We start from the raw sequence: 23,443 nt of genomic DNA, 5'->3' as shown, positions 1-23,443 counted from the left end.
AGTGATTCAGATGGCCAAGCGCATCGATGTCAGCGGCCTCTCGGCCTACTACGGCAACCACAAGGCGATCGACGACATCTCGATGACCGTCGAGCCCCGCTCGGTGACCGCCTTCATCGGCCCCTCCGGCTGCGGCAAGTCCACCTTCCTGCGCACCCTCAACCGCATGCACGAGGTCACCCCCGGCGGCCGCGTCGAGGGCAAGGTGCTGCTGGACGACGAGAACCTGTACGGCGCCGGCGTCGACCCGGTCACCGTGCGCCGCACGGTCGGCATGGTCTTCCAGCGCCCCAACCCCTTCCCGACCATGTCGATCTTCGACAACGTCGCGGCGGGTCTGCGGCTGAACGGCAACTACCGCAAGAGCCGGCTGGGCGACATCGTCGAGAAGTCGCTGCGCGGCGCGAACCTCTGGAACGAGGTCAAGGACCGGCTGAACAAGCCCGGCTCCGGTCTCTCCGGCGGTCAGCAGCAGCGGCTCTGCATCGCCCGCGCCATCGCGGTCGAGCCCGACGTCCTGCTGATGGACGAACCGTGCTCCGCGCTCGACCCGATCTCCACCCTCGCCATCGAGGACCTGATCGGTGAGCTGAAGGAGCGCTTCACGATCGTCATCGTGACGCACAACATGCAGCAGGCGGCCCGGGTCTCGGACCGCACCGCGTTCTTCAACCTCGCCTCGGTCGGCATGCCCGGCAAGCTCATCGAGATCGACGAGACCGAGCGCATCTTCTCCAACCCGTCGGTCCAGGCCACCGAGGACTACATCTCGGGCCGCTTCGGCTGATCCCCAGACGGCCTTGGGGTGCTGCATGGCGGTGCCACCACAAGGCGAAAGGGTCCGCCCCGCACTCCCTGAGGAGTGCGGGGCGGACCCGTAGGTACGTGAGCTGTAGGTACGTGAGCCGTAGGTACGTGATCCGTACGTACGTGACCCGTGCGTACGTGAGCCTCGGCGTCAGCCGAAGACCAGGGCGACGACCCAGTAGCTCGCCGCGGCGACCAGGGCGGCGGCCGGCATCGTGATGAACCAGCCGAGGATGATGTTCTTCGCGACGCCCCACCGCACCGCGTTGACCCGCTTGGTGGCCCCCACACCCATGATCGCGGAGGTGATGACGTGCGTCGTCGAGATCGGCGCGTGGAAGAGGAACGCCGAACCGAACATGATCGAGGCGCCCGTCGTCTCGGCGGCGAAGCCCTGCGGCGGGTCCAGCTCGATGATCTTCCGGCCGAGCGTACGCATGATGCGCCAGCCGCCCGCGTAGGTGCCGAGCGACAGCATCAGCGCGCAGACGAGCTTCACCCAGACCGGGATCGGGTCGCTCGGGGACTCCACATCGGCGATGACCAGGGCCATCACCACGATGCCCATGGTCTTCTGGGCGTCCTGGAGACCGTGCCCCAGCGCCATGCCGGCCGCCGACACGGTCTGCGCGATGCGGAAACCGCGCTTGGCCTTGTGCGGATTGGCCTTCCGGAACATCCACATGATGGCGACCATCACCAGATAGCCGACCACCAGGCCGATCACCGGCGAGACGAACATCGGGATGACGACCTTGTCGAGCACCCCGTCCCAGTGGACCAGCGTGCCGCCCGCGAGCGCCGCGCCGACCATGCCGCCGAACAGGGCGTGCGAGGACGAGGACGGCAGCCCGAAGTACCAGGTGACGAGGTTCCAGATGACGGCGCCGACCAGCGCGGCGAAGAGGATGCCCATCCCCTTGTCGCCCTCGGGCGTGGCGATCAGCCCCTCGCTGACGGTCTTGGCGACCCCGCTGCCGAGGAACGCGCCCGCGAGGTTCATCACCGCCGCCATCGCCAGCGCCGCCCTCGGGGTCAGCGCCCGGGTGGACACCGACGTGGCGATGGCGTTCGCCGAGTCGTGGAAGCCGTTCGTGTACGTGAAGCCGAGCGCGACGCCGATGGTCACGACCAGTACAAAGGTGTCCACGTGGTTCAGGACTCCTTGACCGCGATGGTCTCCACCGTGTTCGCGACGTGCTCGAACGCGTCCGCAGCCTCTTCCAGGACATCCACGATCTGCTTCAGCTTCAGCACCTCTATGGCGTCGTACTTGCCGTTGAAGAGGTGGGCGAGCAGCTTGCGGTGGATCTGGTCGGCCTGGTTCTCCAGACGGTTGACCTCGATCCAGTACTCCGTGAGGTTGTCCATCGTGCGCAGACCCGGCATGGCCTCGGCGGTCAGCTCGGCCGCGCGGGCCAGGACCTCGATCTGCTGCTCGACGCCCTTGGGGAGTTTCTCGATCTGGTAGAGGACGACCAGGTCGACGGCCTCCTCCATGAAGTCCATGATGTCGTCGAGCGACGACGCGAGGTTGTAAATGTCCTCACGGTCGAACGGCGTAATGAATGAGGAGTTCAGCTGGTGGAAGATCGCGTGGGTGGCATCGTCCCCCGCGTGCTCCGCTGCCCGCATGCGCTCCGCGATCTCGGCCCGGGAGGCTGGATCCGCCCCGAGCAGTTCCATCAGGAGTTTCGAGCCCGTGACGATGTTGTCCGCGGACGCGGAGAACATGTCGTAGAAGCTCGTCTCCCTGGGGGTCAGACGAAAGCGCACGTGGGGTCCTCGGGGTGCTTTGGATTCGGTCAGGCTGATGCTAGGCGCATCATCCGGCCACGGCTAACCGGCATTCTTCAGTGTCGCGCATCAGGCAGGCTGATCAGCACGGGGCCCCGGTCACGTTTCAGCTGAATTCGCTAAGATATACCCACCAGGGGTATGCAGACGGCAGCGTAAAAGGGAAAACGGGAGGCAGCAATGACCACGACCGAGGCCGCCGAGGCCGGACGGACGCCGGAGCCGGCGGCCGCCGCCGAGACACTCGTCACCGACCACGACCGGGGCATACACGGCTACCACCACCAGAAGGCCGAGCACCTCAAGCGGCTGCGCCGCATCGAGGGCCAGATCCGCGGCCTCCAGCGGATGGTCGACGAGGACGTCTACTGCATCGACATACTGACCCAGGTCTCGGCGTCCACCAAGGCGCTCCAGTCCTTCGCGCTCCAGCTGCTGGAGGAGCACCTGCGCCACTGCGTGGCCGACGCCGCAGTGAAGGGCGGCGCGGAGGTCGACGCCAAGGTCGAGGAGGCCACGAAGGCGATCGCCCGGCTGCTGCGCACCTGACCGGGAGGGGCCCGGCGCCGCGCTCCGCCGGGGGCGGCGCCGTCAGCCGCGGTGCTCCGGGTGCCCGAGGGCGGCGCCGTCGTCCGGGTGACCGCCCTGCCGGCCGGTGGTGGTGTGCTCGGTGACCGCCTTCACATCGAGCACCTCGTCGATGCGGTCCGCGCTGAGCCGCTCCCCGATCGCCGCGGCCGCCGCGATCATGAGCTCCCCGCACAGGTCGATCTCGGCGAGGGCCACATGGTCCGACACGGACCGTGCGCTGAGCGCCACCACGTCACTCACCTCTCACTGCCGTCACCGGCACGGGGACCGGGAAGACTCTGCGGACACGACCAGGGGTCACGACCAAGGGTAGGGAGCGCGCCACACACCGCGCATGGCACGGACGGACCATTTCGCGCCCGCGAGGTGGCTAGGGCCTTTCGGTCCCGGCGGCCCTGCCGGTCGTATCGGCCCTGTCGGACCCGGCGGCCCCGTCGGTCGTACCCGTCCTGTCGGACCCGGCGGCCGTATCGGCCCTGTCGGCCGTACCGGACCCGGCGGATTCCGGTGCCCCGGCCTCCCCGCCCTGGTCGATCGCCCCGGTGTAGATGTCCCGCTCGGCCGGCAGGGACACGGAGACCGCCACCCCGAACCCGTACAGGAGCGTGGTGGAGACGACGTCCTTGGCCGGGTCCTCGTTGGCGAAGGAGAAGCGGTGGCGCACCTTGCGCAGCCGGCCCTCCGCGTCGAGATACGCGTCGAAGGCCACCGTGTCCGTGCTGAACCCTTTCGCCGCGGCCGCCAGCGCTCCCCGCGAGCCGGCCGAGGCCCGGCTCGCCGCCCGGCCGATGTCGGTGGTGCCGCGGTAGTGCCGCACGGTCACCCCGGCCAGATCGGTCTCCCCCACATACGTCACCGCGCGCACCCCGCGCAGCAGTTCGGCGGCGGCCAGCGGATCGGTCACCCCGCCCGTGACCAGATTGCCGTCGGCCAGCGTCGTCGTGTCGATCCGCACCCATTTGCCGGGGGGCACGCCCGCGCCCCGGTTCATCATGTACAGCGCGCCGGGGGCCAGCAGTTCGGTGATCGGCCGGTGCTCGTCCTCGCCCGCCGCGTCCGGCGGCAGCACGACCTTGAGCCGCCCGGACCGGGCACGGAAGTCGTACGCCCCCTTGCCCCTGATCGTGACCCGGGTGCCGCCGGCCGCCGTCTCCATCGAGGTGACCACCTCGGCGCTCCCGGCCGCCGCCCCGCCGCCCGGCGCGGCCCCCGTCCCCACGAGGACGTCGGCGGCCCGCCGCACCACGGCGGCGGCCTCGGCCCCGGCCCGGTCGTCGGCCGCGGCGCGGCCGGAACCGGCGCCCGTCCCGCACCCGGAGACCCCGGCCATCACACCCGTCACGGCGAGGGCGCACACCGCGCGCACCCCGCCTCCGGTCCTGTGCCGCTGCACCACCATCGCCTGCCAACCCCCAACGCCGACCGCCTGCCCGTTGCCCCACCCGTCCGGATAACGACGGCCGCTCCGCCCCGTAACGCCGCCCGCACACCCCTCACCGCCGGACGGGCCGGCCCAGTACCGTGGTCGCGTGTACGACCAACACACCGCAGAGGTCCCGCCGGCCCGCCCCGTCCACGAAGCCACCACCGTCGAACGCGGCTCGTTCTGCACGGCCCGGTGCAGCTGCGGCTGGGCGGGCCCGGCCCGCCGCTCCCGCGACCGCGCCCGCACGGACGCGGAGGAACACCGCACCTCCACGGCCTGACGCGTCCCCTCCCGCTCCGCTCCTCCCGCCCCCACCCCGGAGGTCCCATGCCCCTGCCCAACCGGCGCACCGTCCTGACCGCGGGCGCCGCGGCCGTGCTCACCGGTGCCACCGCCACGGCGTGCGACGGCGCGGGCTCCGGACCTCCGGCGGGCGGCTCCACCCCGGCCGGGACCGCGACCGCGAGCGTTCCGGCCCCCTCCCGGACGTCCGTCCCCGCCTCGCCGTCCGCCCGCCCGGCCGACTGGTCCGCGCTGTCCCGGAGCCTGGACGGTTCGCTCGTCCGCCCGGACGACGCGGCCTATCCGACGGCGCGGCTGCTCTACAACACCCGCTTCGACGGACAGAAACCGGCCGCCGTCGCGTACGTCCGGCACGAGGCGGACATCCGCGAGTGCCTGGCCTTCGCCCGCCGCGCCGCCGTACCCGTGTCGATCCGCAGCGGCGGTCACTCCTACGCGGGCTGGTCCAGCGGGACCGGACGGCTGGTGGTCGACGTCTCGTCGCTCTCCAAGGTCTCCCCCGACGGCACGATCGGTGCGGGCGCCCGGCTCCTCGACGTCTACCAGGGCCTCGGTGCCCACGGGGTGACGATCCCCGGCGGCTCCTGCCCCACGGTCGCCGTCTCCGGGCTGACCCTCGGCGGCGGCCACGGCGTCGCCTCCCGGGCGTACGGCCTGACCTGCGACAGCCTCACCGCCGCCACCCTCGTCACCGCCGACGGCAGGACGCTCACCGCCGACGCCACGCACCACCCCGAGCTGTTCTGGGCGCTGCGCGGCGCGGGCAACGGCAACTTCGGCGTGGTCACCGAACTCCGGTTCCGCACCCACCCGGCCCCGCAGACCGTCTCCGCGTACATGTCCTGGCCCTGGTCGCGCGCCCACGCCGTGCTGACGGCCTGGCAGGAGTGGGGCCCGGACCAGCCGGACGAGATCTGGTCGGCCGCCCATGTCGCGGCCGGTCCGGGCGGCGGGAACCCCACGGTGTCGGTCTCCGCGTTCAGCCTCGGCACCTACGGCGACCTCCAGAACGCGGTGGACCGCCTCGCCGACCGCATCGGCGCCTCCGCCTCCTCGGTCTCGCTGCGCCGCCGCGGCTACCGGGAGGCGATGCTCGTGTACGCGGGCTGCTCGGGCATCACCGACGCGCAGTGCCACCTGCCGGGCACCACCCCGGGCCGCGATCCGCAGGGTTCGCTCCAGCGCGAGACCTACGCCGCGGCCTCGGACTTCTTCGACCGCTCACTGCCTCCGGCGGGCGTCCGGGCGCTGCTCGACCGGACGGAGGCCTTCAGCCGGCTCAGCGGCGACGAGGGCGGCGGCGGCTCGGTGGCGCTGACCGCCCTGGGCGGGGCGGTGAACCGGGTGGATCCGCAGGCCACGGCGTTCGTCCACCGGCGGTCCCGGATGCTCGCCCAGTACATCGGGGCCTGGCGCCACGACACCGCGGGCACCGCTCAGCGGAAGTGGCTGAAAGACACCCATGCCGCGATGCGCCGGTACGCGTCCGGGGCGGCCTACCAGAACTACACGGACCCGACGCTGACCGACTGGCGTACGGCCTACTACGGCGCGGCGGCGGACCGGCTGGCCGGGGTGAAGAAGACGTACGACCCGGAGGGCTTCTTCAGCTATCCGCAGGGGGTCTGAGACGGGCGACCGGAGCAGCGGACCCCGTCCCTCAGGCGGCGAGCCCCTTCTCGCCCTCCGAACCGCCGCCCGAACCGGGGCGCGGCTCGGGGATGCCCATGGCCTCGCCCCGGCCGCCGGGGACCGCGACGGCGAGCGGCCGGCGCGAGCGCACCAGGGGGCCGATCCGGCCGGAGCGGGCGACGGCGCCCATCAGGGGCGTCAGCAGCATCATGGCGAGGGGGGCGAGGAGCAGGGCGACGGCCGTACCGAGCGCGAAGCCGCCGATGACGTCGGTGGGGTAGTGCACGCCCATGTAGATCCGGCAGAAGCCTTCGAGGAGGGCGAGCGCGATGGCGGCGATGCCGAACTTCCGGTGGGCGACAAAGAGGCCGACGCCGAGGGCCATCGCCATCGTGGCGTGATCGCTCACGAAGGAGAAGTCGTTCTTCCCGTCGACGAGGACGTCCAGCCCGGAGTGGTCCTTGAAGGGGCGGGGACGTTCGACGAACTCACGGATCGGGATGTTGATCAGGAGCGCGATCCCGGCGGCGAGCGGGGCCCAGACGATCCCGGCGACGCCGCTCACCGAATCCTCCAGGGTGCCGCGCCGGCGCATGCTCCACCAGCACCACAGAGCCACCAGGACCATGCCGAGCATGATCCCGTACTCACCGACGAACTCCATGACCCGGTCGAACCAGGTGGGAGCGGACTTGGCCAGCCCGTTGATGTCGTAGAGCAGGCTGACGTCGGGGTTCGACCCATCCAGTGCGAGTCCAGCCATCTGCCGCGGCCCCTTGCCTTGTCTGCTGCTGCGGCGCACAGCCCTGTGTGCCGCGTTGACGAACCCCCGTGTTCGGTTCGATCACTCATTACGTGGCGGGCGACGCCCGGTCAGTGACGGTGGCCCCGGTCCTCCCAGAGAACGACGGGTCCCGTGCGTACGTTCCACTCTCCACCGAATGATCACCATGACGTTATCGAAGAGTGACTCATCGTCGCAGCTCAGGGCCCAGGGTTCACAGAGAGTTCCGGCCATGGCCGCGTGCGGGTCAGGCCGCCGGACGGGCGGTCGGGAGCGCCGCCGCACCGTCCTTGGTGACCCTCGTCGCACCGAAGTAATCGGGCGTGTCGATCTTGTCGAAGCGGATGACGGCACCGGTGTAAGGGGCGTTGATCATGTAGCCGCCCCCGACGTACAGGCCGACGTGATGGATGGCGCGCGAGTTGTTCAGGTCGTCGGAGAAGAACACCAGGTCCCCGGGGAGCAGTTCGTCCCGCGAGGGGTGCGGTCCCGCGTTGTACTGGTCGTTGGCCACCCGGGGCAGCTCGATGCCCACGGTCCGGTACGCGGCCTGGGTCAGCCCCGAGCAGTCGAACCGCCCGCCCTGCTCCGGCGTCCCGTTGCCGCCCCACAGATACTTCGTCCCGAGCTTCTTCTGCGCGAAGTAGATGGCTCCGGCCGCCTGCTGCGAGGGCTGCACCCGCCCGACGGGCCGGGCGAAGCTCTTCTCCAGCGTACGGATGATCTTGACGTAGTTCTGCGTCTCCGCGATCGCGGGGACGCCGCCGGCCCGGATGACCCGGTAGGCACCGGCGTTGTAGGCGGCGAGCATGTTGTCCGTCGCGTCGCCGGGGACCTTCTTCACGTACCCCGCGAGTTCGCAGTCGTACGAGGCGGCGGACGGGATGGCGTCGGCCGGGTCCCAGACGTCGCGGTCCCCGTCCTTGTCCCCGTCGATCCCGTGCGAGGCCCAGGTGCCCGGGATGAACTGCGCGATGCCCTGCGCGGCGGCCGGGCTCTGCGCGCGCGGGTTCCAGCCGCTCTCCTGGTAGAGCTGCGCGGCCAGGAGCGCCGGGTTGATCGCGGGACAGAGATTGCCCCACTTCTGCACCAGCGGCTGGTACTTGGCGGGCACGGCCCCCTTGGCCAGCCCCACCGCACCGCCCCCGCCGCCCCCGAGCCCGGCGGCGGCGGAGTACGTACCGACGACGAGCAGCGCCACGAAGCACAGCGCGGCGCCGACACCGATCCCACCAGCCATCCAGTATTTCCGCACCCCTCAACCATCGCTCATCGGGGCCGGGTTCATCAGCTCTTTCGACGGTGTGTACGACTCATCACGGCGCACGCGGGTGCACGGCGAGGCGCGACGAGGCACGGACGGGCACGACCGGGCACGGCGGGACACCGCCGCCCCCGCACACGCGCGCCGCCCGCTCCCCCCGCGTACGAAGGGGGAACGGGCGGCGCTCACACCAGCGGCACGGCGACGGCGCGGCAACGGCCGTTACGCCGAACCGCCCCCGGACCAGTGCCCGGAACGGACGTTGGGCGCGGGGAGCGGATAGACCCCCCGGTAGTCCTTGCCCTTGGGCCGTGTCGTGGAATCGGCGACCGTCGACTCCTTCACGCACGGGGTGTCCGCCTCGAAGAAGGCCTGGCCCCGGGCGCGGATGCTGACGCTGATTCCGAACCCGTCCTTGGTCACGGCGTAGACCGCGGGGAAGACGGGATCGGTGTTCTTCGCCTTGATACGGTAGCCGGCGGTCCGCCAGATCCCCTCGATCTGGTCGAGGAAGTCCTGCCGGCGGTCCTCGGAGACGATCGTCATGACGGTCCGTCTGCGGGTGACGTCACAGCTGCCCTTGGTGGTCGGCCCGTGCGCCCACTCCACCTCCGGATCGATCTTCCCGAGGACGGTGTCGAGCATGCCGTCGGCCCGCTCGGCGGCCCCCTGCATGTCCATGGACGTCTTCCTGTCCCCTCTGTCGGCGTCCTTCCCGGTGCCCGAGGGGCTGTCCGAGACGGTGGTCCCCGCCTCCGCGCCCGACGGGGCCTTCTCGCTGCCGCAGGCGGACAGCGAGAAGCCGGCGAGCAGAGCCACCGCGACGATCTGGAGCCTTCGGCTCATCGCTGTTCCTCCATCTTCAGCCGGTCGGCGTGTCCTGACACGATAAGAGCAATGGCGTCGGCGGACATGGCGTCGCGGGCCGGGTTGAAGTAGTTCGAGTGGGCGTCGAAGCTCACCCCGTTCCCGCTGATGAGCGGCTGCCCCGGAGCCACGGGGAAGCGCCGTGCCCCGAAGGCCTTGCTCGCCGGGTCCTTGCCGAACCAGAGGTCGTCGTCGCCGGGATCCGCCAGGTCCCCGGCCAGATACGCTCCGGCCGGACCGCCGAGGATCCCCCCGATCGCGCCGACGATCGCCTGGGTCTTCGACGGCAGCTTGGTGACCGGGTCGTTCTCGGCCGCGCCGACGAAGACGTGCGAGGCCCCGACCCCGAGATCGACCGCCTGGTCGACCCCGACGCCCGGACTGCCGACGAGGATGATGTCGTCGACCCCCGGGATCCCGCCGAGCCGCTGGGTGGCGGCGCCGACGGTACGGGACCCGTAGGAGTGCCCGATCGCCGTGATGTGCGGGTCCTTGTTCTGGTTGGTGGCCGCGATGCCCGCCATGAAGTCGTCATACGCGGCACCGCCCTTCTCGGCCCGTGCGGTCCCCGCGACGGCCAGGCTCTTCAGCCCGTCCGGGGTCTGCGGGGCGTCGTAGCCGAGCCAGACGATGGCGGCGCTGGACGGGTCGTAGCCCTGGGCGCCGATCGCGGTGTCCCTGGCCCGCTTGAGGTCGTTCTTCGCGAACTCCTCGTCGAGCGAGGTGTTCAGCCCCGGTACGTACGCCGACACGTTCTGCGAGGTGTCCGGGTTCCCGTACGCGACGACGGCCCTCCCGTTGCCCTCGTCGCTGATGCCGATGAGGTACATCGGGGGCTGGCTGCCCTCCTTCAGCTGCCGGTCGATCTCACGGAGTCCGGCCAGCTTCTCCTTGGACTGCTTGTCGGTCTGCCCCTCCAGTTTGCTGATCAGGTCGGGCAACTGGCGCCGGTTGGCGGCGTCCCGGTCGGCCACCGGGATGCCGTCCAGATTGCCGATCCGGTCCGGCGACAGCTCCAGGTAGCGGTCACGCTCCTGCTGCGAGAGCCCGTTCCACCAGGCCTTGCGCCCGGCGGCGCTGGACCCCGTCGGAATGCGCCCGTTGAGGTACTGCCGCTCCGAGTCCCGCACCGCGGCCTCGACCCGCGGCCCCGACCCCGGAAGCCCGGCCACCGCACCACCGAGGCCCCCGGGCCCCTTCGCCACGTCCCAGGCAGCGGCCACGTACTGCCCCTGCCCCCACTTGTCGCCGCCCTTCTTCGCGACCTGCGCGTACTGCCGGACGACGTCCCGCGCGGTGTCCACCGGGTGCGCGATCGCGTCGGCGGCCCCCGTCACGTCCCCGAGCAGCCCGTCGTCCCCCACGAGCCCGGTGAGGAAGTTCCCCCCGGACCGGGAAGCGGCCTGCGCGGAAGCGGCCTGCGCGGAAGTGCCGGTGGTGGACGGTCTACCCGCGTCGACTCCTGAAGAAGAACCGGCGGGGGCGTTGTTGTCGGGGGAGGTGTTTCCGGCTCCGGAGGAGGTCGTGCCGGACGAGCCGGTGCCGGACGTGTCCGTGCCCGAGGTCGCTCCGGCGCTGCCGCCGGTGGCGGTCTCTCCGGAGGCCCCGCCGACGGTGGTGGATCCGGCGGCACCGGTGCCTTCGCCCGCGCCGCTGGAACCGGAGCCGGGGCCGGACTCGGAACTCTTGGATCCGATGCCCTGGGAATCGGCACCCTCGGTGCCGGCGGCACCCTCGGTACCAGCGGAACCGGCGGCACCGGCGGTGTCCGAGCCCCCGCCGTCGGAACCTCCGGTGTCGGAGCCTCCGCCGTTGGAGCCTCCGCCGTCCGAGCCACCGGTGACGGTCGCGCCTTCGTACCCTTCACCGGCCCCGGCTTCACCGGTGATGTCACCGTTGGCGCCCTTGTTCCCGCCCTTGCTGCCGTCGGCGACGACGGTGGGCGAGGACGAGCAGCCGCCGCCGGTGACCTCACAGACGGCGGTACGGAACCGTCCGGCCATCTGCCCGCCGACCCCCGTGGTGACGAGACCGGCGATGAGGGCCGCGACGATCAGGATCAGCCCGACGTACTCCAGCGCGGACTGCCCGGTGTCGAGGCGCCAGCGCATCATCCGCGGGAAGTTGAACGGCTGGGCCGGGATGCGGTGTTCGGGAGCCAGCCGGAACCACGCGCGCGCGTGCGGGCGCGTGAGCAGGACGAGGACGACGACGGGCAGCACGAGCTGCGTGAAGCCCCGCCCGCTGTCCGGCTGCCCGAGCGTGGCGACCGCTCCCAGCAGCAGCCAGGCGTGCACGCCCAGCAGCCCGTACCAGATCCGGACCCCACCGGTCCGTACGCGTAACGACAGAACGAACCCGGCGATGCCGGGCAGCATGGCGTACAGCACCATGCCGAGAATCCGACCCGTGACGGCGTCGGCGGAAGCCGCCACGAGCAGCGCGTTCAACGCGCCGATCACCGTGACGACGAACAGTAGACGGACAAGAATCAGAGCGATGAGCAGCGGGCGCGCCAGCGCCTGTCTGCCCGGCCGTACTTCGGGGGTGCCTAGGGCAGCACCATCGGGTAACGCTACTTCTCCTATGCCAGACACGAAGAGTCTCCCCAGCTTTGTGAGCGGGCGCAGCGACGGTTCCCCCCGGTATCCGTATGCGACCACAGCACCACCGGTTTCGGCATGGGCCCCAGGGCCCAATACGAGACTCAATATCCCGCCGGCGGGGACTCCCTAATCGCCCTTGACCGGGCTAATGCGGTCATTGGGGGCGGGGGGTGGGGTGTTGGCGGACCAGAAGTCGGAGTGGATGTTGGGGCGGGGGATCACTTCCGACCCCGCGTAACTCGGCCCGCTCGGCTCAGCCACTGGGTCTGCCACCTCGGACTCCCGCACACACGGAGTGTCGACCTCGAAGAAGACCTGGCCTTCACCTCCAACAATCAGGCTTACGCCGAAGCCGTCCTTTGTCTGTGCGAAGACCGCAGGAACATCGACGTCATCGTTGATCGCCTTGATTCGATAGCTTCCCTTGCTCCAGAACCTGTCGACGATCCCGAGCAAGCTCCCTCGTCGCTGCGCGGACACAATGGTCATAACGGTTCGTCTGCGCGTCACATCGCACGACCCCGTCGTTGTAGGCCCATGCACCCATTGCACCTCTGGTCGAATTTCAGCCAGAACCTCATCCAGGAGTCCGTCCGCACGCTCTGCCGCCTGTTGCATATCCATGTCTTCCCGTCGATTCACGACCCGACCTCCATCACCAATCGCACACGAACTCAGAAAAGCGCACAGAACCACGACGTGAACAATCCACCTCGGGGACGGATTCATCGATACTCCTCAGCCTTGACCTTCTCGGGACGCCCAGCCGCAACAAGTGCAATATTGTTTGCCGAAACCGCATCTCGATTCGGATCGAAGTAACGGGAGTGAGCATCAGTCGACAGCCCATGGGAACTCACTAGTTCGGGTCCGTCGTCGACTTGGAAGCGCCGCGCACCAAACGCTCGACTGGCGGGATCCCTCCCAAACCAGAGTTCGTCGTCGCCTTCATCCGCCGCGGCGCCGACGATGCCTGCCCCCACTGGGCCGGCAACGGCCCAGCCCATGGCTCCAGCAGCGCTCTGCCGCTTCGACGGAAGCTTGGTTACGACATCGTTCTCGGCTGCACCAACAAACACGTGATCGCTTCCTACGCCGAGATCTTCCGCGCGATCCACCCCAACTCCAGGGCTCCCAACGAGAACGATGTCATCCACTCCTGGGATTCCCCCACTCTGCTGAGTGGCCGCACCCACGGTCCGCGACCCGTACGAGTGCCCGATCGCCGTCATGTGAGGGTCCGAATTCTCGTTCGTCGCGGCAAGGCCGCCCATGAACGCGTTGAACGACTCCCCACCCTTTTCTGCCCGCTCATCTCCCATTACGTCGAAACTGTTCAATCCGTCAGGCGTTTGCGGGGCGTCGTAACCCAACCAGACAATCGCAGCAGACGAAGAATCGTAGTATCGGGCACCGATAGCGGTGTCTCTGGCTCTCTTGAGATCGCCTTCAGCGAAGCCCTTGTCGAGCGAGGTATTCAAACCCGGAACATAGGCGGCAACGTTGCGCGCGGTATCAGGGTTTCCATACGCGACAATGGCCCTGCCGTTCCCCTCATCTCCGATACCCAGGAGATACATCGGAGGCTCACCGGGACGGTGGCCCGCCCGCAACTGCCGGTCGATCTCGCGCAGCCCCGCCAGCCGGGTCTCCGCCCGTTCTCCGTGCTCGCCCTCCAGCTTTCCGATGAGGAGTTGGAGGTTGTCCCGGTTCGCGGTGTCGCGGACGAGGGCGGGGATGCCGTCGAGGTTGCCGATCTGGTCGGGGAAGACGGCGAGGTACTCCTCGCGCTGTTCGTCGGTGAGGTGGGCCCACCAGGTGCGCCGGGCGGCGGGGGTCGCGTCGTAGGGGATGGCGGACCTGAGGTAGCCGCGGGCGGCGGCGCGGACGGAGGCGGCGTCGGACGCGGCGTCGGTCCACGTGCGGTCGGGGACCTTGAGCCCCTCCTCGGCCCGGAGCTTCCGGAGGATCCCGGCGAACCGCCAGTCGATCTCACCGGCGGTACGCACGGCCGCCGCCACCCGGTCCGCGATGTCCCGCGCACGGGCCGCGTGGGGGTTCGGCGCGACGAGTCCGGACGGCGGGAGCAGCCCCGGCGCGGGCCCGGCCGACACCGTGCCACCGGCCAGCGGCTTGCCGTCGATCAGGCCCTCCCCGGCCTCCGGATACGTGACGGAACCATCCGCGTGCACCGTGAACCTCAGCGCCGCGGCCTCGTCCAACGCGTCCCGCAGCACCCGCTGCTGGGCCCGCATCTCGAAGGCGAGGCTGTTCAGGGCGGTACGGACCAGGCCGCACTCCGTATACACGTAGCTCAGGTTCCGGCCCAGCTGCCGCATCCGCCGTACGGCCGCCTCCGCCGCCGCGCCGTGCTGGGTCTCGCGAAGACCGTTCAGCAACTGCCGCTCGATGCGGTCGCGGCCGGCGTCGGCCCGGTTGCTGGCCCGGCCCCAGCCGTCGGCCGCGCCCTCCAACTCGTCGCACTTCAGGTCCCGTAACTGCGCCCAGGTCAACCGCGTCCCCACAACGGTCATCGCCCCACCCCGATCACACGCCCCACCCCGATCACACGCCCCGCCCGGATCACACGACCCCCGCCCCTCACCGCGTCAGCCCCTCGAAGCCGCCGGTGCCCCGACCCGCGTCCCGTCCCGTCACCGGGGCGAAGGAGGCCTTCACGGACTCGTTGGTCTCGCCCTGGGCGCGGGCGACGGTGCGGAGGGCGGCGGAGAGGGAGGCGCATTCGTGGCGGGCGGCGTCGAAGCGGCGTTGCCAGGACTCGCGGACGGCGCCCAGTTCGGCGAGGGCGCTCAGACCGGCGGTGCCGGTGGAGAGGCCCTCGTGGGCGGTGGCCAGTTCGGTGCGTACGGGGCCGAGGTGGGCGTTCATCGCCTCGGTGCCGCCGGAGGCGCGGAGCCACGGACCGTCGCTGTGCCTCAGTTCGTCGCCGCCGGCCCCCGGCCCCGTACCGCCGGCCAGATCGCTCAGACGCTGCCGCCCGACGGGCTGCCCCACCACGGTCACACCACTCACCCCGCTCCTTGATCGTGGAGCGGACTGTCCCAAACACGGCGGCCCCGACACGCCGCGCCACGGACGCGCGAAGGCCCGGACGTGCGCGGATTCCCCCGCTCGTCCGGGCCTCTGCGTCCGGCCGCACCACTCCGGGGATCACCCGAACGGTGGACCGGCGGGTCCGTCACCCCCCGTCGGCGCCGTACGTCCGCGGGTCCTCCGTCGCCAGGCGTTCCAGTACGGCGGCCGCACGTTCCTCGGGCGGGGCCCCGTCGTCCGGAACGAGCCACAGGTACTGCCCGTCGTAGCCGTCACCCCGGTCGTAGAGGAGGGAGAGGGCGGTCACCTCCGGGTTCCCGAAGCGGGTGCCCGCCCAGGACAGCCGGACGCCCCACCGTTCCAGCGGTTCCGGCCGGTCGCGGAGCGCGGCGACGACCAGGCGGGCGGTGCGCCGGGCGGGCCAGGTCCAGGAGTCGTCACGCTCCGCGCGGGCGACCTCGGCGTCGTACGCGGCGGCGTCGAAGCGGAGTTCGGGCAGTTCGCGGGTGTGCAACGGGGACGGGGGCGGAGCCGGGCACCGCCACCCGTACCAGCGCACCTGGTCTCCGTCCCGCCGGATCGTGACGTACAGGGCGCCGCAGCAGCCCTCGCTGCAGTAGGCCTCCGCGAGCCGCACCTCGCGCGGCTCGGCGGTGGCCCGCAGCAGGCCCCGGTCCAGCAGGTACTCGGGCGCGTTGGCCGGCCCCCGGCCGAAGTACTCCGGCACCACCGGCCGTCCGTCGACCAGGATGCGGGCCTCGATGACGTCAGGATCGGCCGGATCGCGCTCGACGACCTCGATCCGCAACCGCGCCCCCGCACCGTCCTCCCCGCGAACCCGCCCTTCCCGCGACCGCCGCGACAGCCGGGACCGCCGCGCCCATTCGATCCTGCGCCGCCACTCGATGCCCTCGTCCTCCCCGGCGCCTCCCCCGACACCTCCCCCAGACCCTTCGCCTCCGGGGCCGGAACCGTCGAGAAGCGCCCGCCAGGCAGCGCGGTCCAGAATCGATTCCAGTTCCGCGAGCACCGCCTCCCGGGCGCCCGGCCGCCACGGGTACAAGGGGCCGGAACCACTGCGCAGTTCGTCGGCCGCCGAGAGCACCAGCGCGTAGTGGTCCAGGGTGGGCGGGAGCCGGCCGGCGTCGCGGGCGAACACCCCGTACGCGTACGGGGCCGCCGGGTAGGACAGGATCTCCGCCCGGTCACCGCGCCGGCTCGTCATCCGGAACAGCAACACACCGAGCAGCGCCGTCAGTTCCGGGTCGGCCCCGCGCTGGGGGCGACGGACCGGCGGACCGATGCCCCCGCCGACCGGGCCCGCACGGTCCACGTCCGGTTCCGGATCCGGATCCGGATCCGGATCCGGGTCCGCGTCCCAGCCCACGGCCGGGCCCGCCGCCTCCGCGATCCTCCGGGCCGTTTCCGAACCCGCGATCCGCGGCAGGGCGAGCAGGCATTCCCGTACGGCGTCCGCGCCCGCGTCCACGTCCGCGCCGGAACCGCTGTCCGTGTGCTCCACCACCGCGGCCAGCGCGCGGAGTCCGGTCACCCCGTCCGTGTCCCCGAGCCGGACGACAGCGGCGGTCCGGCGGTCAAGGGCGTCGAGGGCGGACACCACGGGCGGGACGAGATCGCGCAGGAGCCCGAGGGTCCGGAGGACCGGCACGTCCTGTGCCGTACCGAACCGGGCGAGGAGTACGACGCCCACGCAGACGGCCGTGGGCAGCTCCGCCGTACGGACCAGCTGCCGCGCGAACTCCCTTACGCGATCCGTGTACTGAGCACCGGCGGGCGGCGGGAGCTGCCGGAGGAGCTGGGGAATGCGCCGCGGCCGCACGGGCGGGTCGAGGGCCGCCAGTCCGCGGTGCAGTTCGCGCGCGGCGCGGGCGGGATCCGGGTCCGTGAGGAGGGGCACCAGCAGTCCGGTCACCAGCTCGCGGGTCTCGGCCCACGTGCGACGGGGAGCCTTCCCGCGACCAGGGCCCCGACCACGACCACGATCACGACCGGCGTCCCGGGCAGGAGATGCAGGCGGTGCAGGCGGTGCGGGAGGCGCGGAGTACCACGCGGACCAAGGCCCTTCCGGTGCCGCTTGCCGGACGCGGAGGGCCGTGGCGTACAACGAGGGCCGGGGAGTGAGCGCTCCGCGCTCGTCCGGGGCGCTCAACGGGCGGGGGTGTTCTCGATTCCCTGAGTCATGCCGCAGAGTGTGGCAGCGCCCCGGCCCTCTCGCCACCCGTTTCCCTGGCCACTCGATTTCCTGGCCACTCGATTCCCTCGCCACCCGTTTCCCTCGCCACCCGTTTCCCTCGCCACCCGTTTCCCTCGCCACCCGTTTCCCCCGCTGCCGTACCGGTCCCCTCCCCAGCGCGGTGGGACGGCGGTCCCGCCCGCGAGGCGGCGACGCCGCGCCCGCTCTCCGGCGGGAACAGCGGGAAGAATGCCTCCTCATGAGCCATTCACCCCCCGCGCCCCGCGCCGACGCCTGGCACCGCCCCATGGTCGCCCGCCTCGCCGACGAGGAGCACCGCACGGCGACCATGCTGGAACTGTTCTTCGACCTCTGCTTCGTCACGGCCGTGGCCCAGGCGGCCTCGGCGTTCGAGGAGGAACTGGCCGCGGGACGCGTCGGCCACGGGGTCCTCGGCTACGCGATGGTGTTCTTCGCCATCTGGTGGGCGTGGATGAACTTCACCTGGTTCGCCTCCGCCTACGACACCGACGACGTCCCGTACCGGCTGCTGACACTGGTACAGATCACCGGCGCGCTGGTCCTGGCGGCGGGCGCGCCGGAGGCGCTGCGGCACGAGGACTTCACGGTCATCACCTGGGGTTACGTGATCATGCGGCTGGCGATGGTCACGCAGTGGCTGCGGGCCGCGCGGGCCGATCGGGAGCGGCGGGGCTGCTGTCTGCGGTACGCGGCCGGGATCTTCGTGGTGCAGATCGGCTGGGTGGTGCGGCTCACGCTGCCCGAGAACGTGGGCGGCGTGACGTTCGCGATCCTGGTCGTGGCCGAACTCGCCGTCCCCGCCTGGGCCGAGCGCAGGATCGCCACCACCTGGCACCCGCACCACATCGTGGAGCGGTACGGACTGTTCACCCTGATCGTGCTCGGCGAGTCCATCACGGCGGCGACCGGCGCGGTACGGGCCGCGCTCGACGGCGAGGCGGGCATCGGCGAGCTGGCGCCGCTCGTCGTCGGCGGGATCCTCACGGTCTTCGCCCTGTGGTGGCTGTACTTCGCCCCGCGCACCCCCGTACGTCTGGACTCGCTGCGCGCGGCGCTGATGTGGGGGTACGGGCACTACGCCGTCTTCGCCTCGGCGGCGGCCGTCGGTGCGGGCCTCGCGCTGAACGTCGCGCACACGGGCGGCCACGGGCATCTGTCGGAACACGCGGCGGCGGCCGTCTACACGGTCCCGGTGGCCGTCTTCATCACGCTCGTCTGGCTGCTCCACCACCGCGGCCCCGAGCTGTGGGCCGGGATCACCCTGTTCCAGCCGCTCGCCGCCGCCGCGGTCCTGGCCATGACCTTCACCCCGTCCCCGGTCCTCCTGACGGGCCTGGTGACGGCTCTGCTCATCGCGGCGAAACTGGTGCCGGCCTCCCGCGCGGCCGCACGGGACGGGGCGCCGCCCGCACCGCACCCCGCCGACTAGCCACGACGCGGCCGGTCAGCCGGTGCGGGCAGCACAGCCGGTCTGCCGGTCAGCCGATCCGGGCAACACAGCCGGTCAGCCGGTGGTCAGCCGATCCGGGCAACACAGCCGATCAGCCGGTGGTCAGCCGGTACGGGCAACACAGCCGGCCCGCCGATGCCGCCCGTACGGACAGCCGGCCGCCACGGCCTCACCGCGCCGGACCCGCGCCCTTCGCCGCGCCCCGCCCGGCGGTCGCCTGGCCCGGCAGGGTGATCCCCCGGGCCTGGGCGGCCTTCCCCGGGCGCAGGGTCCACGGCACGGGGGCGGTGTCGGTGAGCCAGCCGTCGGCGATGATCCCGCTGATGACGAGACCACGCAGCGCCCGGGAGAGCTTCTTCCAGCCGAGGCCCTTCCACAGCTGTCCGTACGACGGGCCGTGCCCGTGCTCGGCCCGGAAGGCGACGGTGAACTCGGCGGCCTCCCGGCCGGCGTCGGGATACCGGAGGTGCCATGCCTCAAGCGCGCCGTCCTCGGGCCGGGGCGCGGGCACGGGGGTGGGCTCGGACATGAAGGCCTTGGTCACCCGGGGGAACGTGCACTGGCAGAGCGCGCACCGCTCGACGGTCTCCACATGGCGCAGCAGCGCGGGGCTGAGGTCCGCCTTCCAGGCGGCCCACTGCGCGGGGGTGACCTCCACGAGCGCGGCGGCTGCCGCCGCCTGCTTCGCCTCCCGCCGCCCGGCCTCGGCGGCCTCCAGGGCGGCGGCCTCCTCGGGGGTGCGGAAGCGCCCGGCGAGATGCCGGACGCTGTCCCCCAGCCGGTACGTACTCCCGGTGATCTCGGCGAGGAACCCCTTCTCCAGGAGCACCGGCACCGCCCCGTAACAGACGGCGGGGAAGTCGGCGGGCGCCTCCCCCACCAGCTCGTCCGTGCTGTGCGCGGCCAGGAACAGGGCGGCCAGCCGCGCCGCCGACGAGGTCTTCTTCACCGGCTTGGCCATCCGCGCCCGCATGGCCCATCCCGAGACCTTGGACCGGGTGCCCTTGCCCAGGGGCATCACATGGTCCGGCCCCGGTGCCATGTCCGGAACCACGATCCCGGCGGGCTTGTCCGGCTCCCCGTGGAGCAGCGCGTCGGGCACCTGCCAGCCGGCCGCCTCCACCTCCGCGACGGCCCCCGCCGGATCGTCCAGCCGCAGCGACCGCAGATCCGTCCCGGTCAGATTGCCCACCCCGGTCCGCGCCGCCCGGATCCCCACCACGACGGCCAGCAACTGCGCATCGGCCGAGGCCAGCGGCATCGCCGCCACGTACGACAGCAGTGCGCGCGCCGCGTCCCCCTGCCGTGGCGTCAGAAGGAAGGGCACGGGCGCGGGTTCCGGAGCGGTCAACGAGGGGGTCTCGACCGAGACGGCAGGCTTGGGCACATCACATCTAACGGTGATCAGACCGCAGAAGTCACGGGTGACGTAGCGCACAGCCACGTTCGGTGCATGCGCCCGTCCCTTCCCAGCGTGCCCGACCGGCGGGCCACGACGCTCCGGACGGACATCAGCGGGACGTCAGGGAGGCGTTAGCCGAACATGAGCGGGGGGCGGGAAGCTTCAGAGGTCAGCAGGCCAGGCGGGGGAACGGTTCGCCGCTGAGTCCGGGCCGCGACCGCACCGTCACACTCGACCGCCACACAAACCGGGGATTCCTCATGCGTACGATCCGCACCCGCAAGCGCACCGCCACCCTTGGTGCCGCCGTCACCGCCGTTCTCGCTCTCGCCCTCACCGCCTGCGGCGGCGACGACGGCAGCGGCACGAAGTCGGCCGGCCCGGCGTCCTCCGCCGAGGCCACGACCACGTCGAAGGACAGCGGCCAGGCCTCGGACGCCGCGAAGAGCGGCGGCGACACCGCGAAGACGGACGGATCCGGCAGTACCGGCTCCGCGTCGGGATCCGGCTCGGGTTCGGGCACGTCGAAGGGCGGCGCCACGAAGACCGGTACCTCCGGCGGCGGGAACACCAGCGACGACTACGCGTACAAGCACCCCTGCCAGAAGGGCGACCTGTCGGTACGGGTCTACCCCCGGGAGGGTTCGCCCACCCAGCAGGTCATCGAGGTCAACAACACCGGCTCGAACTCCTGCGGTCTGAGCTACTACCCGCGCGTCAGCATCGGCGCCCAGAACGCCACGGACCACAGCGGTGACATCATCCCGCTCGTCCCGGGCGGGCTCGGGGGCGCGCCGGCGTACCCGGTCAAGCCGGGGACGTCCGCCATCGCCGTCCTCGACTTCAACCCGGGCGGCGGCAACGGCCTGACCTGGCCGGACGAGATGAGCGTGCTCCCCGACGGCGACAACATGTCCAACGCCGAGCAGGAGGGCTACCCGCTTCCCCCGGGCGCGAAGGTCGGCACCGCGAAGCTGGGCCTCTACCAGACCTCGATCGCGGACGCCGTGTCCTCCATGGAGTCGGCCAACACCAAGCCCTGACCGCCCGCCGGACCGCGCCCGGAACCCCGGGCACGCCGGAACCCCCTGCCGGACCGCATGCGCGCGGTCCGGCAGGGGGTTCCGGCGTCAGGGGCCGGCTTCACACAGCCGATTCCGGGTCAGGCGGTCTTCGGCTGCGTGAAGCGCAGGCGGTTGCCGAACGGGTCGCGCAGGCCGCAGTCGATGCCGTAGGGGCGTTCGGTGGGCTCCTCGGTGAACTCGACGCCCTGGGCGAGCAGCGTCTCGTAGGTCTTGCGGCAGTCGTCCGTGGTGAGGATGAGCCAGCCGCCCATCGCCCCCTTCGTGATCAGGTCGCGGACCTGCGCCGCCGTCTCCTCGGACATCGCCGGCGCACCCGGCCGCTCCAGGAGGAGCTGGCGCTCGGGGTGTCCCGGAACGCTGACCGCGAGCCAGCGCATGAAACCCAGGTCGACATCGGCGGCGATCTCCAGACCGAGCTTGCCGACGTAGAAGTCGAGGGCCTCGTCCTGGTCGAGTACGTACATCTGCGAGTGCGTGATGGCGGTGAACATGCGTCCAGGCTAGGGAGCCGGCGGCGCGAAAACTTATCCGAAACTGCTCAGTCCCGGCGGCACCGCCCGGCCCCGGCAGCCGTGACCGTGACCGGGTCGGCCGTTCAGCCGCTGGGCCGGGTCCACGCCATCGTGAAGCAGGTGGGGACGCCCGCGGCCACCGCCTCCCGGCGGTATGCCCGGGGCGACCGGCCGACGACGGCACTGAACGTGCGGCTGAACGTACCCGTGCTGCCGAAACCGACCTCGAAGCAGATGTCCGTGACGCTGCGGTCGGTCTCGCGCAGCAGGAACATCGCGCGTTCGACGCGGCGCCGCTGGAGGTAGCGGTGCGGTGTCTCCCCGAACGTGGCGCGGAAGGTCCGCGAGAAGTGCGCCTCGGAGACATGGGCGAGCCGCGCCAGCGCCGGAACGTCCAGCGGTTCCGCGTACGCGCGGTCCATGGCGTCCCTGGCCCGCAGCATCCGCCGGTTGGACTCCTCGGTGGCACGGCTCATGGCGGCGTTCTCCCCCTGCTCCCGACCCGGCGCGCCGACCGTCCCGCCCGTCGGCCGGCCGGTCGCCCCTTGGTCATGCCCTGATCATGCCCCGGCGCCCGGGACGGACGGGACGCGGGCGTTCCCGGCGCGGGCTCCGCGGACGGGGGCGAGCGGGGCAGGATGACCGTATGACGCGTACGAGCAGTTCCGCACAGGCCCTCTCCTTCGACCACGCCGCCGCCGACTACGCCGCGAACCGCCCCTCCTACCCGGCCGGACTGCTCGACGCGATCGAGGAGATCACCGGCTTCCCCCTGGCCGGCGCCCGGGTCGCCGACATCGGCGCGGGCACCGGGCTCGGGACCCGGCTCCTCCGGGCACGCGGCGCACACGTCGTCGCGGTGGAGCCGGGGCCGGGCATGGCCGCGCAGTTCCGGCTGGACCTGCCCGGCGTCCCGCTGGTGCTCGGGGACGGCGACCGGCTGCCCCTGGCCTCCGCCTCCGTCGACCTCATCACCTACGCCCAGGCCTGGCACTGGACCGACCCGGACAGATCCGTCCCCGAGGCCCTGCGCGTCCTGCGCCCCGGCGGCGCGCTCGCCCTCTGGTGGAACGACTCGGACGCCTCGGTCCCCTGGATCGCCGCCCAGGACGCCCGGTTGCGCCGCCTCTTCGGCGCCGAGGACCGTCCGCACGACCCCCTGGCCCGGTTCCGCCGGCTGCCGGCCTCGCCCTGCTTCGTCCACCGCCAGGTGGAGTGGGCCCGGAGCGTCCCCCTCCGCACCCATCTCGCCAACCTGGCCAGCTACTCGGACTTCCTCGTCCTCGGCGCGGAGGCCACCGAAGCCTTCTTGGCCGAGGAACGCGCCGCCCTGGGCGAGGTCTTCCCGGACGGGACGGTCGAGGAGCGGTACGTGGTCAGTCTGGCCGTGGCCCGGCGCCGGGAGCCATAGCCGGAGGCCGACGGCCCACTCCGTCCGGGGCCTCGGCGGCCCGGGACGGAGAAGGGACCTGCCGGTTACCAGGGCCTGTCTGACCATTCCCGTCGTCCGCCCGGAGGGCGGGCCGGGCGGGGTCAGGTGCGTGCTCTCGGCGTGCCGGCCCCAGTCCCCTGTACTGGATGTACTGGGGTCTGGGGCCGGTGGGGCGAGAGTGCGTGCATGGCGTCG

Annotated in this window: 21 protein-coding genes and 1 pseudogene; 7 read left to right on the top strand and 15 right to left on the bottom strand. The window is 71.7% G+C overall.

What is annotated here, in order from left to right; translation table 11 throughout:
• The first annotated feature begins 10 nt into the window (after positions 1-10).
• The gene (pstB, locus tag ACFVDM_RS30930) at positions 11-787 is read left to right on the top strand and encodes a phosphate ABC transporter ATP-binding protein PstB (RefSeq protein WP_383648084.1); all 777 of its coding nucleotides are present in this window, start codon (positions 11-13) and stop codon (positions 785-787) included.
• A 171-nt stretch (positions 788-958) separates the two neighbouring features.
• Here the strand turns inward: pstB and ACFVDM_RS30925 are convergent, their stop codons facing one another.
• Both ACFVDM_RS30925 and ACFVDM_RS30920 read right to left on the bottom strand, forming a co-directional pair.
• Entirely contained in the window at positions 959-1,957 is a 999-nt protein-coding gene (locus ACFVDM_RS30925; protein WP_383648082.1) for an anion permease, read from the bottom strand.
• Positions 1,958-1,962: 5 nt separating this feature from the next.
• Positions 1,963-2,583 (bottom strand): DUF47 domain-containing protein, encoded by a 621-nt coding sequence (locus ACFVDM_RS30920; protein ID WP_383648080.1) that lies wholly within the window; start codon positions 2,581-2,583, stop codon positions 1,963-1,965.
• A 201-nt stretch (positions 2,584-2,784) separates the two neighbouring features.
• On the opposite strand from ACFVDM_RS30920, the gene ACFVDM_RS30915 reads away from it, so the two are divergent.
• Positions 2,785-3,153 carry a metal-sensitive transcriptional regulator gene (locus tag ACFVDM_RS30915; protein WP_383648078.1) on the top strand — a complete coding sequence of 123 codons (369 nt, stop codon included), beginning with the start codon at positions 2,785-2,787 and terminating at the stop codon, positions 3,151-3,153.
• Between the two features lie 42 nt (positions 3,154-3,195).
• Here ACFVDM_RS30915 and ACFVDM_RS30910 read toward each other — a convergent pair whose 3' ends face one another.
• Both ACFVDM_RS30910 and ACFVDM_RS30905 read right to left on the bottom strand, forming a co-directional pair.
• Entirely contained in the window at positions 3,196-3,426 is a 231-nt protein-coding gene (locus ACFVDM_RS30910; RefSeq protein WP_383648076.1) for a hypothetical protein, read from the bottom strand.
• Positions 3,427-3,718: 292 nt separating this feature from the next.
• Positions 3,719-4,594 (bottom strand): annotated as a pseudogene (locus ACFVDM_RS30905) (hypothetical protein); the annotation flags it as partial.
• Positions 4,595-4,724: 130 nt separating this feature from the next.
• On the opposite strand from ACFVDM_RS30905, the gene ACFVDM_RS30900 reads away from it, so the two are divergent.
• A complete protein-coding gene (locus tag ACFVDM_RS30900; RefSeq protein ID WP_383648074.1) occupies positions 4,725-4,901 on the top strand; it encodes a hypothetical protein in 177 nt (58 codons plus the stop codon).
• A 47-nt stretch (positions 4,902-4,948) separates the two neighbouring features.
• Positions 4,949-6,553 carry an FAD-binding oxidoreductase gene (locus ACFVDM_RS30895; protein ID WP_383648072.1) on the top strand — a complete coding sequence of 535 codons (1,605 nt, stop codon included), beginning with the start codon at positions 4,949-4,951 and terminating at the stop codon, positions 6,551-6,553.
• Between the two features lie 31 nt (positions 6,554-6,584).
• Here ACFVDM_RS30895 and ACFVDM_RS30890 read toward each other — a convergent pair whose 3' ends face one another.
• The 8 genes from ACFVDM_RS30890 to ACFVDM_RS30855 form a co-directional block, all read right to left on the bottom strand.
• Positions 6,585-7,319: a phosphatase PAP2 family protein gene (locus tag ACFVDM_RS30890; protein WP_383648070.1), complete on the bottom strand. Its 735-nt coding sequence runs from the start codon at positions 7,317-7,319 to the stop codon at positions 6,585-6,587.
• Between the two features lie 268 nt (positions 7,320-7,587).
• Positions 7,588-8,595, bottom strand: coding sequence for an NlpC/P60 family protein (locus tag ACFVDM_RS30885; protein ID WP_383648068.1), 1,008 nt, complete (start codon positions 8,593-8,595; stop codon positions 7,588-7,590).
• A 231-nt stretch (positions 8,596-8,826) separates the two neighbouring features.
• Positions 8,827-9,450, bottom strand: coding sequence for a hypothetical protein (locus ACFVDM_RS30880; protein ID WP_383648066.1), 624 nt, complete (start codon positions 9,448-9,450; stop codon positions 8,827-8,829).
• Positions 9,447-11,933 (bottom strand): alpha/beta hydrolase, encoded by a 2,487-nt coding sequence (locus ACFVDM_RS30875; RefSeq protein ID WP_383648064.1) that lies wholly within the window; start codon positions 11,931-11,933, stop codon positions 9,447-9,449. The genes ACFVDM_RS30880 and ACFVDM_RS30875 overlap by 4 nt, the downstream gene beginning before the upstream one ends.
• Before the next feature lie 270 nt (positions 11,934-12,203).
• Positions 12,204-12,701, bottom strand: coding sequence for a hypothetical protein (locus tag ACFVDM_RS30870; protein ID WP_383648436.1), 498 nt, complete (start codon positions 12,699-12,701; stop codon positions 12,204-12,206).
• Positions 12,702-12,802: 101 nt separating this feature from the next.
• Positions 12,803-14,611 carry an alpha/beta hydrolase gene (locus ACFVDM_RS30865; RefSeq protein WP_383648062.1) on the bottom strand — a complete coding sequence of 603 codons (1,809 nt, stop codon included), beginning with the start codon at positions 14,609-14,611 and terminating at the stop codon, positions 12,803-12,805.
• A 67-nt stretch (positions 14,612-14,678) separates the two neighbouring features.
• A complete protein-coding gene (locus ACFVDM_RS30860; RefSeq protein ID WP_383648060.1) occupies positions 14,679-15,110 on the bottom strand; it encodes a hypothetical protein in 432 nt (143 codons plus the stop codon).
• 166 nt (positions 15,111-15,276) lie between these two features.
• The gene (locus ACFVDM_RS30855; RefSeq protein WP_383648058.1) at positions 15,277-17,064 is read right to left on the bottom strand and encodes a hypothetical protein; all 1,788 of its coding nucleotides are present in this window, start codon (positions 17,062-17,064) and stop codon (positions 15,277-15,279) included.
• A 520-nt stretch (positions 17,065-17,584) separates the two neighbouring features.
• Here ACFVDM_RS30855 and ACFVDM_RS30850 point away from each other — a divergent pair.
• The gene (locus ACFVDM_RS30850; protein ID WP_383648054.1) at positions 17,585-18,796 is read left to right on the top strand and encodes a low temperature requirement protein A; all 1,212 of its coding nucleotides are present in this window, start codon (positions 17,585-17,587) and stop codon (positions 18,794-18,796) included.
• A 190-nt stretch (positions 18,797-18,986) separates the two neighbouring features.
• Here ACFVDM_RS30850 and ACFVDM_RS30845 read toward each other — a convergent pair whose 3' ends face one another.
• Positions 18,987-20,261 (bottom strand): hypothetical protein, encoded by a 1,275-nt coding sequence (locus ACFVDM_RS30845; protein ID WP_383648051.1) that lies wholly within the window; start codon positions 20,259-20,261, stop codon positions 18,987-18,989.
• A gap of 218 nt (positions 20,262-20,479) precedes the next feature.
• Here ACFVDM_RS30845 and ACFVDM_RS30840 point away from each other — a divergent pair, with 218 nt between their 5' ends.
• On the top strand, positions 20,480-21,262 hold the full coding sequence (locus ACFVDM_RS30840; protein WP_383648049.1) for a DUF4232 domain-containing protein: 783 nt from the start codon (positions 20,480-20,482) through the stop codon (positions 21,260-21,262).
• Positions 21,263-21,381: 119 nt separating this feature from the next.
• On the opposite strand, the gene ACFVDM_RS30835 is transcribed toward ACFVDM_RS30840, so the two are convergent.
• Positions 21,382-21,795 carry a VOC family protein gene (locus ACFVDM_RS30835; RefSeq protein WP_383648045.1) on the bottom strand — a complete coding sequence of 138 codons (414 nt, stop codon included), beginning with the start codon at positions 21,793-21,795 and terminating at the stop codon, positions 21,382-21,384.
• Between the two features lie 104 nt (positions 21,796-21,899).
• Positions 21,900-22,292, bottom strand: coding sequence for a helix-turn-helix domain-containing protein (locus ACFVDM_RS30830; protein ID WP_383648042.1), 393 nt, complete (start codon positions 22,290-22,292; stop codon positions 21,900-21,902).
• Between the two features lie 170 nt (positions 22,293-22,462).
• Here ACFVDM_RS30830 and ACFVDM_RS30825 point away from each other — a divergent pair, with 170 nt between their 5' ends.
• Complete coding sequence (locus ACFVDM_RS30825) at positions 22,463-23,227, top strand: class I SAM-dependent methyltransferase (RefSeq protein WP_383648040.1); 765 nt, start codon at positions 22,463-22,465, stop codon at positions 23,225-23,227.
• The last annotated feature ends 216 nt before the right edge of the window (positions 23,228-23,443 follow it).

The organism is Streptomyces sp. NPDC057682, assembly GCF_042799575.1.
Taxonomy (GTDB): domain Bacteria; phylum Actinomycetota; class Actinomycetes; order Streptomycetales; family Streptomycetaceae; genus Streptomyces.
Note: the sequence above shows the minus strand (reverse complement) of the source record. Positions and strands in the feature narration are given on the sequence as shown.